This window comes from Pseudomonadota bacterium, from assembly GCA_010028905.1.
GTDB lineage: Bacteria > Vulcanimicrobiota > Xenobia > RGZZ01 > RGZZ01 > RGZZ01.
Genome location: RGZZ01000073.1, coordinates 1 through 15240, shown reverse-complemented (window position 1 = coordinate 15240; position 15240 = coordinate 1). Strand labels below are relative to the sequence as shown.

Below are 15240 nucleotides of genomic sequence, written 5' to 3'. Positions count from 1 at the left end.
TCGTGACGTCACGTCTGCTGCAGCGTCCATGGCTCTGCCTCGTCTCTGCCGGTCCGGCGGTCTGCGTCCCCGGTCGTTATCGGCTCATACGAGCGGCAGTTAAGCCCTCTCCGCAATTTTGTCTCCCTCGGGTGCAAGAGGTGCAGCCGTGGCCCGCGACGTCGGCTCTCGCCGCCAGGGTCATTGGGCGATCCAGCCGATGAGGCCGAGCTTCTTGGCAATCACGGTGGGGGTGAAGGGCTTTCTGATGTAATCGTCTGCCCCAGCCTCGAGCGCGCGCGTGACCTTCCGCTGATCGGCCTCGGTGGAGACCATCATGATCGTGATGGGGTTGTAGCGGGGATTGGCACGCACCGATCGGATGAAGTCGATGCCGTTCATCTCCGGCATGTTCCAATCGACCATGATCAACTCGATCCCCTCGTGTGACGAGAGACGTTCGAGCGCCTCGCGGCCGTTCAGCGCCTCCTCGATCTCAAATCCGAGCTCGGCCAGCATGCGTCGCATGAGGCGTCGCATCGAGGCGGTGTCATCAACGATGAGCGCGCGCCGCGGTCGCGTCACGGGTGTGGGGGGCGTGGGCCCGCGCCGGGCGCCTTGTGAAGCGCGGCCCGCGGGTTCCCGCGGGCTCGGTGATTTCACGCGTGCGGCGCGCAACGCGGGCTTGCGCGTGGCCTGGCGCTTGAACGCGGAGTTCAGACCGGCGGAGAGGCCCACCGGGTCGAGCACCCACGTCATCTCCCGGTTGCCGCGCGAGGCGGTTCCCAGAATTCCTGTGCGGGCCGCGCGGGTGTCCGGGAGCGGGCGCACCGTCAGCTTCTCGCTGCCGTGAATCGATTCTGCCACCACGCCGAAAGGAGCGTCGTCGCCTTGCAGCGCGATGATGAACTCCCAGATGTGCTCGGTGTCATCATGGCTCGGGGGGAGGACCAGGGGCAGCCGGCTGTCGCGGAGGCGGTAGGTGCGAATGCCGCGCACAGTCTCGTATCTCTCGGCGCGAGCCTGCGGTGCGACGGCAATGATCTCAAGCAGGCGTTCCTCTGGAACCGCGTAGCGGTTCCCGCCCCACGAGAACACCAGCGACAGCGGATACGACAGGGTTGCGGGAATGCGCAAGGTGAACGTCGTGCCTCGTCCCACCCGGCTCTCGACCTGTATGGTCGCGCCCACGCTCTCGAGGTTGGTCTTCACCACGTCGAGTCCCACGCCTCGTCCGCTCAGGCGCGTGACTTCCGCGGAGAGCGAGAAGCCCGGCGCAAAGATGAGGCGCATGGTGTCGGCATGACTGAGCCGTTGGGCCTCGTCTGCACCGATCAGGCCCATCTCCACTGCTTTTGCACGAACCCTTGCCGGATCGATGCCGGCTCCGTCATCGCTGATCTCGATGTGAACATACCGGTCTTCTGCGTGGGCGCGGAGATCGAGCCGCCCCGTCGGGCGCTTGCCGGCCTGCATGCGGCTCTCGGTTGTCTCGATGCCGTGCACCACGGCGTTGCGAACCAGCTGGGTGATGGGGTCGGTGATGGCCTCGAGGATGGTGCGATCGATCTGCACGTCGCGCCCCTGGATGCGCAGCTCGAGGCTTCGATCAGCGCTCGCCTGCAGCCGTCGCGCGAGACGGGGGTATTTGTCGAAGACCGTGCCGATGGGTTGCAGACGAGCGCGGAGGGTCAGCTCCTCGATCTCGTCGGAGAGCGCACCGATGGTGGTGGAGAGACGGTTGAGACTGGGGTCTTTGCCAATGGTCGCGGCGTGTCGCGTCAGCTGCGCCGCCGCGGTGGAAAGCCGCTGTGCTCGTTCGAGCAGTCCGTCGAGCAGGGGAACGTCGATGCGCACGCTGCCTTCCAGCCCGACCCAGAGCGATGGGTCGGTGGTGTCTGCGCGCTCGGCCGATCTGGGGTTGCTTTCGGGCATGGCACCGGAGGCGAGGTCGACCAGGACGCGCTTCAGGTCGGTGTGGTCGGCCTCCAGCTCACGACCGCTCACCGCGATGTGATCGACCTGGTTCTTTGCGGCGTCTGCCGCGGCAAGAAGGGCGCGAATCACGGGTTCATCGGCGTTCACGCGGTGATCGCGCACGGCGTCAAGCAGGGTCTCCGCGGCGTGCGCCAGCGCTTCGAGCCGCGGGAGAGCGCACAGGCCCGCGTTTCCCTTCAGGTTGTGAAAGACGCGGAAGATGCTTCCCACAAGCCCCTCGTCGAGTGGGGTCTTGCGCAGGTCGGTCAGGTCGCTCTCGAGTCGGGAGAGCGACTCGTTCGTCTCGGCGATGAACCCTTTCAGAAGCTCGTTCAACACGTTCTCCGCCTGCGTGCTCGGGTGACCTGCCGCGTCTCGTCTCACTCGCGGCCGAGCAGCCGCCGGAGAAAGCCGCCCTTCTTCTCTGCACCCGCATCCTTCTTCGCACCACGTGGCCTGCCCGAACGGATCTGCTCGAACAGGGGGGTCAAGCGCTGTACGAGTTCGTCGACGGTGAAGGGCTTGCACACGTAACCGTCGACCTCTGAGTCATCGACGGCCTGCATGAGCTTCCCCAGCGAGCGCTCAGAGGTCACCATGACGACGGGAATGCTTGCCGTGCGACGGCTTCGGCGCAGCTCCTTGACCACTTCGGGCCCGTCGAGATGGGGGAGGTTCCAGTCGAGGAAGATGATGTCGATGGCCTCGTTTGCGAGGATCTCGAGCGCTTCGATCCCATCGGGCGCCTCGACGAAGGTGAAGCTCGCCAGCTTCGACTCGCGCAGGCCTTGCATCACGGCGATGCGCGCCACGCGGGAGTCGTCGACCACGAGCGCTGTCATCGAGTGCACAGCTTCACCCCCTCTTCCGAACTGCTCGCCGCCACTCCCCACAGGCAGGCTCTCCAGGATGTGCCTCTGATTCTCGTGGTTCGCGACAGATCCGGCATGATGCTTCCCATTGACGTCTGGGGCGCCTCATCTCTAAGATGAGCGCATGAGAGCGCGTGCGCGTCAGACGCGACTGCGTTCATGAGGAGTTTCAATTGGCCCGCAAGTTTACCTTTCAGCTCGAGTCGCTCCTCGAGATGCGCAAGCTCGGAGAGCAGCGTGTGCAGGCCCGGCTGGCCGAGCGCATGCGCATCTCTGAGGCGGAACGGGTCGTGCTTGCAGAGCTGGAGGCCACCGCGGCGACCTATCGTGCCGAGCTCGAGCGTCGACAGCGCGGCGTGGTCGACATCCATGAGGTCATGACCTACATGGAGTACATCGGCGCGCTCGATGGACGCATGCACGCGCAGCGCGCGCGCATCGCCGATGCCGATGCCGAGGTGGACCGAGTTCGCGCCGAGCTCGTCCGGGCCACCCAGCAGAAGAAGGCGGTCGAGAAGCTGCGTGAGCGTCAGTTCGAGGACTACACCAAGGAGCAGCAGCGGGCTGAGACGTTGTATCTCGACGAGATGTCGTCTACCCGGCAGCGAAAGGGAGGGCAGGGTGTCGACTCTCCCGGTGCTGACGGCAGTGCGCCGTGAGCGCTCCCGCCATCAGTCCGACTGAAGGAGCCTGCCCACGTATGAGGCCAGCACGTTTCGCTGGCTATCGGAGATCTCGAGGAACTGCACCGAGAGGGGAATGGTTCGCAGCTCGCCGGGGGGACCGATTCGAACCACCCTCGCCTGGAAGATGAGGGCCTCCACCTGTTCCCCCAGGTTCACGCGGACAGTGAAGCGCGTTCCCTTCTCGAGGCTGACGGTGCTCAGCAGCAGCGCTCCCCCCACCGAGAGGTCTTGCACGCGCGCCCGGATCACCTGACCGGTGGGCAGCCCGATCTCGGCGCCCATGCTGTCGACCCGAACGCGTGGCAGCCGTCGACGCTCCTTCGGGTTCTGGATGGACAAGCGACAATCGTCGAGAAGGGTCTGCACGAACTCACGCGAGCCCGCGGCGAACTTCAGGCCGACTTCGTAGGCGCCGCCGCTCGAGGTGCGATTCACCCAGACAGCACGGGCCGAGGCCTCGGCCTGCACCCCCGGGAGCTCGAGATCCAGCTTCAGCGTGTCGTTCTTCTTCATGGGCTTCGTGCTCTCGACGCCCATGCCGCCGGGACCGAAGTTGGTTGAGATGAGCTCGACCCGCTCGCCGGACGCGCGCACCCCTTCGAGCCTCACCTCGTGGAACACGCGCCAGGTGTCGCGCTTCTCCGTGTAGGCGGAGCTGGAATCAGAGGCGGGGCGAAACGCCTGCTGCAGAGCGCGCAGCCACTTCATGAAAATTTCCCTCCCCGCGCAGAAGTGTTCTCTGGGTGCATCGACAATGCAAGTGACCGAGCCAGAGAATCGACGCCGGTCAGTGCACCTCGACAGGTGTGCTGACGGCAGAGGTTCGCTGGTCTGCCCCCACAGATCGGTCGTGTCGCGTCTACGCCGGTCGAATCAGCAAGTCCTTCCCTCGGCGTCAGCGCCGAGAGAAGGGAAGGAGATGAACGAATGGCCCGTCTGCCCTTCTACGCAATGGTGACCCTGGGCTTCCTCGGGCTGTTCATGGCCTTCGTCAGCGGAAGTGACATGCACTTCGCCGTCTCGGCGGCGTGCAGCGCGGCCCTCGGTCTGCAGCTGATGCTGCCGGTCGGGCGGCCCGTTGCCGCAGCGACGGGAGGCGGTCGACTCGACGTCGTGATGAGCGATGAGCTCCCGCCCATGGGCGATGAGCCCGTGGCACGTCCCCGAGCCGCGTCGGGCCGTGGGCGGGCGGTTCTCGTCTTCGGGTGCCTGGCGGTGGGATACCTCACGCTGGCCTGCGCGTGGCTTCGCCCCACGGTGGCGTGGGGGGTGTCATCGGTGGCTTGTTCGGCGGCGACGCTCCTGCTCGTGCCGCGCGCGGTGAGCGCACGTGCTTCGAAGTCCGCCCGCCGCGGCCGTTCGAGCGACCGTGACCGCGAGGGGGCTGGGATCCTGGCACCTGCGTCCGCACCTTCCCCCGAGCGCCGGGGCTTCAACTTCGAGCTCTGGGTGGGTTCGCTGCGAATGGGGCTCTCCATCGGCACACCCGCGGCTGCCGCGACCTCGGTTGCAGGGGTGGCCCCCACCGCTGCGGTCGAAACCGAGCGACCGTCCATCGTCGAGCGCCCCCTCGATTTCGAGGAGATCATGCGCCGTGCGGAGACCATCGTCGTGACCCAGGCCCCCAGCGCTCCCGCGCCCCAGGGCGAGGAGCTCGTGGGAGAAGATGTGGCGGCCTCGCTCCGCAAGCGCTGGGGCATTCCCGTGACCTCATCAACCGAAGATTGATTCATCTGGAGAAGGAGCCGAACAGATCATGCTGCAGAACCTCGAGCTCACCCCGTACGGACGCGGGCGTGTCGCCCCCACCACCCAGACGCCGGCTGTATCGCGATTCACGGTGCTGTGCCTGTTGATGATTCTGGTGATCGGGCAGGCGCTCTGGGTGGTCAAGCGATGCGCACCTGTGTCGGCGGCTTCGCTGCCGTCCATGCGCGAGGCTGCGAGCCTGGGAGAGGAGCGAGCGCTCAGCACGCCGCCCGCGCAGCCCCGCAGATCGGTGCGTCCCCGAGCGCTCTCTGCGGTGCCGAAGACCGAGCCGCACGTCGAGGCGCGTGCCGCGCGCCCGGCGGCTTCGGTGCGTCGCCCGCTGCGCGCCAATGACGTCTGCCTCGCCCTGGCCGGTGCGATTCCCCAGGTTGACCTCACCCTCGATGATGCCCGCCGCACCGAGATGGTCGATGCCCTGACCCAGCTCCAGCAGGCCAATGACGAGGGGCGCAAGGCGCTCGACCAGGCGCGCGCCGCATTCTCAGACGAGCAGCTAAAGACGATGCTCCCGCTCATCCAGGGTGAGCAGTACGCCGCCATGCAAGGCGCAGAGCTCGAAGACAAGGTTCACACCGTGCTGACCAAGGTGGCCGATGGTGCCGAGGTTCCCGCAGATGCAGGTCGTCCGCTCGACGAGGCGGCCGCCCTCACGGCCGACGAGGTTCTGCGCGGGGCCATCGCGCTCGAGAACACCTCGGTGATGCTCAGCCGCTCCCAGGCGGCCCAGATCGACGCGGCCCAGGCCACGTATGCCGATGCGCGCAAGCGTCAGACGGCCCTTCGCAAGCAGATCCTGTCGTGCCTCACACCGGACGAGCGTGCGCGTCTCACGGCGCATCTCCCTGGCCTGAGCGCCACGACCGAGAACCAGTCGCGCCTCATCAAGGACGCCATCGCATCGCTCTCAACGGGCGACGCGCAGCCCTGAGTGAGTCACGAACACGCCGTAGCCTGCGGCCTCTGGAAGAGAAACCCCCCCGCGGTTGACGGGGGGGTTTTATTTCTCTGGGAGCGGCCTTCAGCGGCTTTGTCTCGAGCGCTGGGCCTGGAGGCTGTGCAACCAGAAGCGCGTGGGTGGTCTCGGTTCTACTGCAGCTTGCTCAGCAGGCTGGTCTGCTGCGAGGCCTTGGCGGCAACGGTGAGGGCAGCCTGGTAGGTCGTCTGCATCCTCATGAGGTTGGTCATGGCGTCGGGAAGGTTTGTGTCTTCCAGCGACGACTGCTCGCCCTTGATGGCGGTGAGGGTCTCTTGATTCACCTGGGCCAGGGCGCCCAGATGCTGCATGCGCACGCCCACCTGCGCCCTCGTTCCGGACACGCTCTGCATCGCGTTGTCGATGCCCTGGATCGAGTCAGAGATGCTTTGGGCCTTGCCGCTGGTGATCTGATCACGCAGGGCGATGAGCGAACCGATGACGCTGTTGGGGTCTCCCGGAGTCACACCGAAGACATCGGCGCCACTCACCCCGGTCTTCACCTTGGCGCCCCCCCCCACATCGGCCGAGGCAACCCGTGCGTCGCCGTTGTAGGTGACTCCCGTGACCTTGCCTGTCGCGTCGGTCACCGCCGTGTAGGGCGAAGTCTGATCCTTGCTCCCTCCGTAGATGAAGTGCCCGTTGCTGTTGGCATTCGCGGCCTGGAGGGCCTGACTGACGAGGGAGTCGATCTGCGAGGCGATCTGGGTGCGCGCCTGGGCATCGATTGTGTCGTTGGCGGCCTGCAGCCCGAGGGAGCGGGCCTGGTTCATCAGACGGGTGACGTTCTGCAGGTTCGATTCGTAGCTCTGCATCGATGTCTCCACCGTGCGGATGGTCTGCGAGTACTGCTCCTGCTGGGTGGTCGACTGCTTCAGCTGCGTCACCCGCGCATAGGCCACCGGGTCGTCGGTGGCTGCGCTGAGGGCCTTGCCGCTCGAGACCTGCTGCTGATACTTGTACATCTGCGCGGTTGCCTGCGCGATGTTCTCCTGCATGGCGCCGTACTGGATTGCGCTTGTGATTCTCATGGGTCAGCCTCCTGTCTCGCTCAGCGCGAGTTCACCATGCTGATGAGCGTGGTGAGCAGCGAGTCTTGTGCCTTGGCGAGCTGCACCGCGCTCTCGTAGGCGCGCTGGTATTGGATGAGGTCGACAGATTCTTGATCGATGTTCACGCCGCTGACCTGCTGGCGCTGGGTGTCGAGGGCGGTCTGCACCTGCTCCGCCGCCGTGCTGGCCTGGGTGGCGAGGGAGGCCTGCAGCGCGATGTCGCTTTCGAACACCCGCATGCCCTCGATTCCCATGGGGGGCTGTCCGACGTCCACGGCCGGACCGCTCACCGCGTCCATCAGCGACTGCGCGGTGTCTCCGCTGCCGGGCACCCCGTTGCTCATGACGGCCGTGTCGAGGCCGAGCGTGGCGGCGAGATTGCCCGTGAGGTCAGAGATTGTGATGGCGGGGCCGGTCTTGCCCACCGACGGATCGCGCACCAGCATGACCGTCTGGGAGGCCGGATCGAAGGTCGCGTGCACGCCAGGCAGGCTCGAGAGCACGTCGTTGAGGGTCTGGCTGTTGTCCCAGTTCACCTGCTGCCCGTTCACCAGCAGCGTGCCGCTGGTGGTGCCGAGTGGCACGCTGAAGAGGGTGTTCGAGCTCGCCAGCGACAGCCCGGGGTTGATGGGGGTCGTCTTCGATGTGAGGGCCGCAGCGCTCTGCATCGAGCCCGTTGCGAGGGCCAGCTTGCCGGGGTCGGTGAGCACCATCGACATCTGCAGCACCGGTTTCCCGTTGGTGACGCTGATCTGGCCGGCGTCGAACCCGACAGGCGGAGCCGTGCCTGTGAAGCGAAGGGCCAGTCCCGTGGGGCCCCCGCTCGTGCCGGTGAGGATCTGTCCCACCCCGGTTGCGGGGTTGCCGCTGATGCTTCCCGCCACGTCCTGCCCTGCGCTCTGCTGATTGAAGAGCACGGCGTTCGCTGCGTCAGCGATGGTGCCCACGGTGTTGGCCACCGTCATCAGTCCGAGACCGTTGGCGGCCAGCGAGTTGTCGAGCGACGAGGTCACCGTGTTCTTCACGTTCGCGCCGCTGCCGTAGGCATTGTTGGTTAGGCTGAAGACGCCTGCGCCAAATGCGGCGGTCACATCGATACCAGCGGCCTGCAGCACGGTGTTCACCTGCGTGACCGCAGTCGAGATGATGGTGCCTGCGGTGAGGGTGATCTGGGTGTTCAGCCCCGCGCCGTTGGTGAAGGTGAGCGTCTCGTTGCTGGCCAGGCGTGCGCGTGCTCCCGCGCTTGTCTCCACCGTGGTCTGCACGCCACCTCCACCTGCGTTCAGGCCGAAGGCGTTTGTCGGGCTGTTGAAGGTCACGGTGAGGTCGGCGGTGCTGTTCGAGATGCCCTGTGTGGTCAGAACGAGGTTCGAACCCGAGGCCGAGGCGGTCACCAGATTGCGAAGGGTGGGGTTGTTGTTGATGGTGTTGATCACGTCGGAGAGGCCGTTGCCACCGATGGCCAGCGGCACGCTGTTGCCCCCCACCTGAATGGTGAGCGTTGCGCCCGGAGGCGCTACCTGATTGGCTGTGCCGCCCGAGCCACTCACCTGCGCCACGGTGAGGGCGCGTCCCTGCACGTGGCCTTGTGCCGCGGCTTGGGTGATCTTCACGTCGTAGGTGCCCGGGGCCGTGAGCCCCGTGGCGGAGACGAACTGCACGTCGGGGCTCGTGGCCACGCCGTTCGCACCCGCGAACACCTTGAACATCGGAGACCCCGACACGCCCTGCAGGTCATAGCTGTTGGCCAGGCGCTGATTCACGTTGCTCGCCAGGGTCGTGGCCAGGGTGTTGATCCGGTTCACGATTCCGGGGATGGTGTCGTTCTGCAGGGTGAGCAGCGCGCCGAGCTGGCCCCCCGATGGCACCACCGGCTTGCCGGTCTCCGTCGAGATGGTGACGTGTCCGCTGGTGTCGGTGGTGGCCTGCAGGGTGCGCGCGGTGTGACCGAACACGAGCGGAATGCCCCCGGCGTAGACCACGAGGTCTCCCTGGGGCTGGGGCGCCACCGTGATGCCCAGGCTCTTCGACAGGTCGTCGAGGATGCGGTCGCGCTTGTCGAGCACGGCGTTGGTATCGGTGGTGGGGTTTCCGGGAAGGTAGTTGTTCAGGGTGGCCAGCTGCTGCAAGGCGCTGTTCACCGAAGCCAGCGCCTCGTTCATCTGGTTCTGGGCGTCACTGGCCGCCTGCTGCAGCTGGTTCGACTTGTCTTGAAATGTGCTGGCCAGGGCGCTGGCCTGTGAAAGCACGGCCTGACGGAGCTGCATGTCGGCTGGCTTCTGGCCGGCCTGCAGCAGGGCGTTGTTGAGCTGGTTCGAGGCCGCGATGATGCCGTTGGCGCGGGTCTCGTCGAAGACGGCGCTGATCTTCTGCAGCACGGTGCTGGTGGCCGATGTCGAACCCACGTTGATGGCCTGGGCCCGATAGGCGTGGTCAAGGAAGTTGTTGCGCAGCCGCTGCACGCCCGTGTCGGTGTAGGCCGTGACGTCGATGTAGCCGCTGCTGCCGCTGATGCCCGCCACGGGAGCTGCGCCAGGCGTGGGGGTGATGCGCTGGCGCGTGTAGCCAGGCGCGCTCATCTGCGAGATGTTCTGACCCGTGACGTCGAGCGCTGCCTGATACGACTGGAGGGCGCGCGATGCGTACGAGAGACCGTCGAAACCCATGTCTGCCCTCCTTGCGTATGCTCTGGGCGCATCTGTGAGCGTTCACCGCTGCGCCGCTCCCCTTATATCGGCGGCGACGAGAGCTCTCTTAAGTCATCTGTCGGGTCCGGGCGAGAAATCGTTTTGGGCAGTCTTCACGGAGACGCAAAGCGCCAGCGTGGTGTGGCGCAGGGGCCACATCGCTGGCGCGTGGGGGTACCGAGAGGGAGCGCCTAGATGCGCACGTCCATGAAGCCGCGCTGCATCGCCTGGGCGCCGCTTGGCCCGTAGGTGGCGGCGCGCGTCGCGCCCGCGACGTTCATCATCTGGTCGATGCACTTCAGGGTGAGCGAAAGCATGCTGCGGTTCGTCTCATTGATTCGGCGGCACTGGTCGGCCATGGCGAGGATGTCGCGAGGGGCGCTGGCGGCCTGGGCGGCCAGGTCAGACCAGATGCGGTGCACCGTGCTGAGGGCGCCCGCCTTCTGGTTCTGGCACAGGGCCACCTTCTCGGCCTGCATCGTCACGAGTGCTTCCTGCTCGGTGGTGCAGATGGCGAGCAGGTCACCCATCGCCGCCTTGAGCGTCTCCCACGAGCTAGACATCGCGCAGCTGGCCTTCGAGCAGGTCGGCGAGCTTCTGGGTATCGATGTCGAGCGTGCCGCTCTGCACCTTCTTGCGCAGCGCCTCGACCTTCTCGGAGCGCACGGAGGGCGCCTGGTCGACGGCATCGCGGAGCTTCTGCACGTTCTGGGCGTTGCCCGAGAGGTTCACCACCGGCGCGCTCGAGGCGGCCGCGGCGAGGGGAGTCTGCCCACCCACGGCCTGGATGTCGCGGGCGGCCTGCACCGAATTCACTCGCTCGGGTTCGATGTTTCTCTCGATCTTCATGACACTTCTTCTTTCGTGCCCTCGGCGGTGCCGTGGGCGCCTCGACCGTCGGCGCTACTTCGCGCCGGTCGCCACTCCCAGGAAGGAGCTGACGTTCTTGACCTCATCCTGGGCGGCCTGCATCACGGCAACCTGGTCGTTGCGCGTGAGCTTGAGGTAGTCAGACAGCACCCTGAGCTGCTCGACCTGTTCACGCTCGATGGTGTACGGGTCGCGGCACAGCAGGTCGGCCGCCGCCACGATGGCTGCGGGGAGCACATGCTCGCCAGCTTTGAACGGCTCGTGGTGGTAGCGTATCGCGCTCTGCAGCACGGGGGGGAGGTTCCAGGCCTGTGCGGCCCACATTCCCACCTCGGCGTGCGTCACGCCCACCAGGTCGCGTTCGATGGTGACCATGCTCTGCCCCAGCTTGCGGGCGTGCGTCACGATCTTCACGAACAGGTTGTGCGCGTGCTGATCGATCAGCGTGAACCCGACTTCATGCAGGATCCCCGCGACAAACACCACCTCGCCGGGGATCAGGCGAGTGCGGCGGGCCAGGACGCGCGCCGTGCAGGCGACGGCCAGACCGTGGTTCCACAGCTCTTGTCGGTCGAACACCATTCCGCCGTGCTTGAAGATCAGATCGTAGCTGGTGATGGACATGACCAGCTCGCGGAGCGAGCCGTAGCCGACCAGTGTCACCGCCTGCCGTACGTCACTGACCTTCTGGCTGAAGCCGTAGTAGGCCGAGTTGGCCAGGCGAAGGACCGCGGCCGAGAGGGCCTGGTCTGCCGCCACCACCTGTCCTAGCTGCTTCGCCGACGAGTTGGGGTTCGACAGCATCTGCAACAGATTCTGGATGACGAAGGGGAGGGTCCCCAGCTCGCCCGCCCTCAGCTTCAGCCGGAGCGATTCGAGCCCGTGTTCACTGCCCGAGTGGTCTGTTGCAGTTCTGACCCAATTATCGACATCGGGCACGATCAGTTAAGCCCCTTTCGAAAAATTCTTGCGCCGCTGCTGTCAGAAGGCGGGTTCACCCTGTTCTCGTGCCTCTTCTCTGGTGGTCTGCGCGCCTACTATATATGTATAGCAGGTTTCAGCAGGTTTCGCGTGGGTCGGGTCTGGGGCCGGGTCGACCAGCTTGCCAGGTGGGGTGACCCACGCGCGCGTGCATGTGAACTTCTTTCTACAGGCTGCCTGGCATCTCTTCTTCATGGCACTGTCTGGCTGAGCTGGCGTCGCGCGCTCCGAAGGGCCGCCTCGTGACCCGAAGGGATGTCCGGCGCGAAGACACACCTTCAAGCCATGTTTATCGGCATCGCTCCGGGAAAATTAAGCCCCCTCTGCCTCTTAATCGTTGTGGATTTCTGACGATACTCTTGGCGAAGTCTCAGAGAGGGGCGACCGAGATGCCCATCGACAAGATCGTCGTCGGCACGATGCGCGAGGAAGTCATGCGTCAAGACGTCATGGCTCAGAACCTGGCGAACGTGAGCACCTCCGGCTACAAGCGAATGCTGCCGTTCAACGACGGCGGCGGCTTCCGGACCGTGCTCGACCGCACCCAGGGAACCCTCAGCGCCACTGGCGGGGCGATGCACGTGTCGATCAAAGGTGACGGCGGCTGGTTCGTGCTCTCGAGCAACGGGCGGCAGCAGCTGACCCGGGACGGCTCGTTCCAGATGACCGCTGACGGCACGCTCACGAGCGCCGACGGTCGCCCCGTGCAGGGGCGCGGGGGGGGCGACATCAAGCTCGACCCTCGCGCCCCGGTCGATGTGGGCGAGGACGGCTCGCTTCACCAGAACGGGCAGCGGGTGGCCCAGCTGCTGGTGGTCGACCCAGGAGCCGCGGCGGCGCTGCAGCCAGCGGGACGCGCGTCCTACGAAGCACCAGGCGCCACCTTCACCCCGATGAACGCAACGGTCACGACGGGTCACGTAGAGATGGCCAACGTCAACCCGATGCACGAGATGACCGATTACATGATGTCGATGCGGTCGTTCGAGTTCGGCCAGAAGTCGCTCCAGATCGACAACGAGATTCAGCGCCTGCTCATCCGCGATGTGGGTCGCACGAAGTGATGAGCGCAACACGTTTGGAAGTCCCGGGGGAGGTGAGTGCTACAGGCTGAGAGTGCGATACGCGCGTCGGAGAAGCTCCGTCGCGGTTCGAGGTCTGCCCCCGGGACGGCCTCGACGGTTGATTCAATCGTCTGTAATCACAACGAAGGAGGAACCCTACCATGGGTTTGAGTGTCAACACAAACCTGAATGCTCAGGGGATCATCAACAACCTCGAGGCCAACTCGGCTTCCTACAGCCAGTCGGTTCGTCGTCTGTCGAGCGGCATGCGCATCAACAGCGCCGCCGATGATCCTTCGGGGCTCATTCAGGCCCAGAAGTACCAGTCGCAGGTGACCGGCCTCGGACAGGCCATCGCCAACGCCAATGACGCCATCAACCTGGTGCAGACCGCCGAAGGCGCGATGGACCAGATCTCGAAGCAGCTGCAGGCCATGCGCACGCTGGCCCTGCACGCGGCCAACGCCGGTGTCAACGACGCGTCGGCGCAGGCAGCCGACCAGCAGCAGATCAAGGACGCCCTGTCGACCATCAGCAGCATCGTGTCGAACACCCAGTTCGGCAACAAGAAGCTGCTCGACGGCAGCGCGGGCATCGGTGGCACGGCGACCGACGCCAATGCGTCGGTGACGAACACCACCACGTCCACCAAGGCCGGCGTCTACACGATGCAGGTCACCCAGGCGGCCACCCAGGGCTCGGTTGCAGGCGGCGGCTTGAAGCAGGTCGCCGTCACCGGCTCGGGCGGCACGGGCACCACCGCAGCGGCTGCGGGCTCCACCGTCACCATCGCAACGGCGGGCAACCTCTCGTCGAGTGGTGGCAACGTGGTGGTTGACATCAGCGGACTGAACCTGTCTCAGGCCGTGAACGCCATCAACAGCAACTCGGCCCTCAAGGGCAAGGTGGTGGCCTCCACGACCGACGATGGCAACAACCTCGTCATCAAGTCAGCCCAGGTCGACAGCACGACCACGTCGACGGCCAACTCGTCGGGCGAGATGCGGGTGACGGTCAAGAACGGCGCCAACATCTGGGGCATGACAGACGCCACGCTGAGCACTGGTTCGCTCACACAGGCCAGCTCGTCCGCGCTGACCAACGTCGATGAGACCCTGTCGTTCAGCAATGGCCTGACCGGTACCTCGGCCAAGTCGGTGGATGTGGTCATCAAGAGCGGCACCTCTCTCGCCGACGCGGTCAAGCAGATCAACTCGGCCGTCTCCAACGCTGGTATCGGGGTCACCGCCTCGCTCACCAACAGCATGCAGCTCAAGATCACCAACAACGACTACGGCTCGAACCTGAACACGGGCAATACAGCAGGCGCTGTATCCAATTCGGTGGCTACGGACACGGCAGCTGTCGACGCCGGTGCTGGCCTGCGGTTCATGAAGGTGACTACAGCGGAGACCATTGCATCTGTTCAAGCGGGCAGTGTGGCGACCAACGGCGCCAAGGTCGACGGCCTTGACGTCCAGGGCTCGTTCAACGGCCACGCCTTCGTGGGCAATGGTCAGACGGCTACGGGCGCCACGGGTGAAGATGAGGACGGTCTCAGCGTCAAGTACGCCGGCGCCACGGTGCCGCCGAACAACAGCGCTGGCTCTGTCACCGTGTCGAACAACTCCCTCATCATGCAGCTGGGGGCCTTCGCGGGCCAGACCAGCACCGCCAGCATCTCGAACATGTCCACCGACAACCTCGGTACGTCGGCAACCGGCACCACGGTGCTCACGGGCGTGAACGTCAAGCTGTCGAACATCGATGTCACCGGTGGCACGAACGGTGCGGGTGCGCAGGACGCGCTCCGCGTCATCGACGCCGCCATCGCGCAGGTCGCCAAGGCGCGCGCCGATCTCGGCGCGTTCCAGCAGCAGACCCTGCAGGCCACCATCAGCAGCAACCAGGTGGCCCAGCAGAACATGACCACCACGCTGTCGTCGATTCAAGACGCCAACGTCGCGCAGGAGACGGTCAACTACACGAAGGCCCAGATCCTTCAGCAACAGGCCATCTCCATCCTCGCCAACGCGAACCAGCAGCCGCAGCAGCTGATGAAGCTGTTTCAGTAGCCTGATCGCCGACGTGGCGGTCGCCGCTCGAGCGCCTCCCGCGCCCGAGCCGGTGCCCGCCGCGCGCGGCCCTCCAGGCGGAAGCGCTGCTCAACGCAAGCGCAAACGGGCCGTCGGCAGTGGTGCCGAAGGCCCGTTTCCTTTTCCGTTAGACGAGGCAGGTTCCCGAGTTGTGTCTGCAGCCCGAGGGAGACGTTCGACTACGCGTTCGGGGGCAGGGGAGGGAAGGCCGCGCCCGGGGCTACGCCGCCTAG

General features: G+C 65.7%; 13 protein-coding genes. 5 read left to right on the top strand and 8 right to left on the bottom strand.

Annotation, left to right across the window (positions count from 1 at the left end; genetic code table 11):
- Positions 1 to 180: 180 nt before the first annotated feature.
- Complete coding sequence (locus EB084_07670) at positions 181 to 2484, bottom strand: hybrid sensor histidine kinase/response regulator (GenBank protein ID NDD28129.1); 2304 nt, start codon at positions 2482 to 2484, stop codon at positions 181 to 183.
- Positions 2337 to 2807 carry a response regulator gene (locus EB084_07665; protein NDD28128.1) on the bottom strand — a complete coding sequence of 157 codons (471 nt, stop codon included), beginning with the start codon at positions 2805 to 2807 and terminating at the stop codon, positions 2337 to 2339. Before EB084_07665 ends, EB084_07670 begins: the two co-directional genes overlap by 148 nt.
- A gap of 194 nt (positions 2808 to 3001) precedes the next feature.
- Here EB084_07665 and fliJ point away from each other — a divergent pair, with 194 nt between their 5' ends.
- Positions 3002 to 3487, top strand: a complete 486-nt coding sequence (fliJ, locus tag EB084_07660) for a flagellar export protein FliJ (GenBank protein NDD28127.1) — start codon at positions 3002 to 3004, stop codon at positions 3485 to 3487.
- Between the two features lie 12 nt (positions 3488 to 3499).
- Here fliJ and EB084_07655 read toward each other — a convergent pair whose 3' ends face one another.
- The gene (locus tag EB084_07655) at positions 3500 to 4222 is read right to left on the bottom strand and encodes a hypothetical protein (GenBank protein NDD28126.1); all 723 of its coding nucleotides are present in this window, start codon (positions 4220 to 4222) and stop codon (positions 3500 to 3502) included.
- 219 nt (positions 4223 to 4441) lie between these two features.
- On the opposite strand from EB084_07655, the gene EB084_07650 reads away from it, so the two are divergent.
- Positions 4442 to 5242, top strand: a complete 801-nt coding sequence (locus EB084_07650) for a hypothetical protein (GenBank protein NDD28125.1) — start codon at positions 4442 to 4444, stop codon at positions 5240 to 5242.
- A 28-nt stretch (positions 5243 to 5270) separates the two neighbouring features.
- Positions 5271 to 6212, top strand: coding sequence for a hypothetical protein (locus EB084_07645; protein ID NDD28124.1), 942 nt, complete (start codon positions 5271 to 5273; stop codon positions 6210 to 6212).
- Positions 6213 to 6370: 158 nt separating this feature from the next.
- On the opposite strand, the gene flgL is transcribed toward EB084_07645, so the two are convergent.
- From flgL to EB084_07620, 5 genes are all read right to left on the bottom strand, one after another.
- Positions 6371 to 7288, bottom strand: a complete 918-nt coding sequence (gene flgL / locus EB084_07640) for a flagellar hook-associated protein 3 (GenBank protein ID NDD28123.1) — start codon at positions 7286 to 7288, stop codon at positions 6371 to 6373.
- 20 nt (positions 7289 to 7308) lie between these two features.
- Entirely contained in the window at positions 7309 to 9975 is a 2667-nt protein-coding gene (gene flgK, locus EB084_07635) for a flagellar hook-associated protein FlgK (GenBank protein ID NDD28122.1), read from the bottom strand.
- 212 nt (positions 9976 to 10187) lie between these two features.
- The gene (locus tag EB084_07630) at positions 10188 to 10685 is read right to left on the bottom strand and encodes a hypothetical protein (protein ID NDD28121.1); all 498 of its coding nucleotides are present in this window, start codon (positions 10683 to 10685) and stop codon (positions 10188 to 10190) included.
- Complete coding sequence (gene flgM, locus EB084_07625) at positions 10552 to 10845, bottom strand: flagellar biosynthesis anti-sigma factor FlgM (protein NDD28120.1); 294 nt, start codon at positions 10843 to 10845, stop codon at positions 10552 to 10554. The genes EB084_07630 and flgM overlap by 134 nt, the downstream gene beginning before the upstream one ends.
- Before the next feature lie 54 nt (positions 10846 to 10899).
- On the bottom strand, positions 10900 to 11805 hold the full coding sequence (locus EB084_07620; GenBank protein ID NDD28119.1) for an HDOD domain-containing protein: 906 nt from the start codon (positions 11803 to 11805) through the stop codon (positions 10900 to 10902).
- A gap of 431 nt (positions 11806 to 12236) precedes the next feature.
- Here EB084_07620 and EB084_07615 point away from each other — a divergent pair, with 431 nt between their 5' ends.
- Both EB084_07615 and EB084_07610 read left to right on the top strand, forming a co-directional pair.
- Positions 12237 to 12911, top strand: coding sequence for a flagellar hook basal-body protein (locus EB084_07615; protein ID NDD28118.1), 675 nt, complete (start codon positions 12237 to 12239; stop codon positions 12909 to 12911).
- A 161-nt stretch (positions 12912 to 13072) separates the two neighbouring features.
- On the top strand, positions 13073 to 14986 hold the full coding sequence (locus EB084_07610; GenBank protein ID NDD28117.1) for a hypothetical protein: 1914 nt from the start codon (positions 13073 to 13075) through the stop codon (positions 14984 to 14986).
- Positions 14987 to 15240 lie beyond the last annotated feature (254 nt).

Coding starts and splice junctions, on each gene's coding strand:
- EB084_07655 (NDD28126.1), bottom strand. CDS start 4,222: ATGAAGTGGCTGCGCGCTCTGCAGCAGGCGTTTCGCCCCGCCTCTGAT.
- EB084_07650 (NDD28125.1), top strand. CDS start 4,442: ATGGCCCGTCTGCCCTTCTACGCAATGGTGACCCTGGGCTTCCTCGGG.
- EB084_07645 (NDD28124.1), top strand. CDS start 5,271: ATGCTGCAGAACCTCGAGCTCACCCCGTACGGACGCGGGCGTGTCGCC.
- flgL (NDD28123.1), bottom strand. CDS start 7,288: ATGAGAATCACAAGCGCAATCCAGTACGGCGCCATGCAGGAGAACATC.
- flgK (NDD28122.1), bottom strand. CDS start 9,975: ATGGGTTTCGACGGTCTCTCGTACGCATCGCGCGCCCTCCAGTCGTAT.
- EB084_07630 (NDD28121.1), bottom strand. CDS start 10,685: ATGCCGTCGACCAGGCGCCCTCCGTGCGCTCCGAGAAGGTCGAGGCGC.
- flgM (NDD28120.1), bottom strand. CDS start 10,845: ATGAAGATCGAGAGAAACATCGAACCCGAGCGAGTGAATTCGGTGCAG.
- EB084_07615 (NDD28118.1), top strand. CDS start 12,237: ATGCCCATCGACAAGATCGTCGTCGGCACGATGCGCGAGGAAGTCATG.
- EB084_07610 (NDD28117.1), top strand. CDS start 13,073: ATGGGTTTGAGTGTCAACACAAACCTGAATGCTCAGGGGATCATCAAC.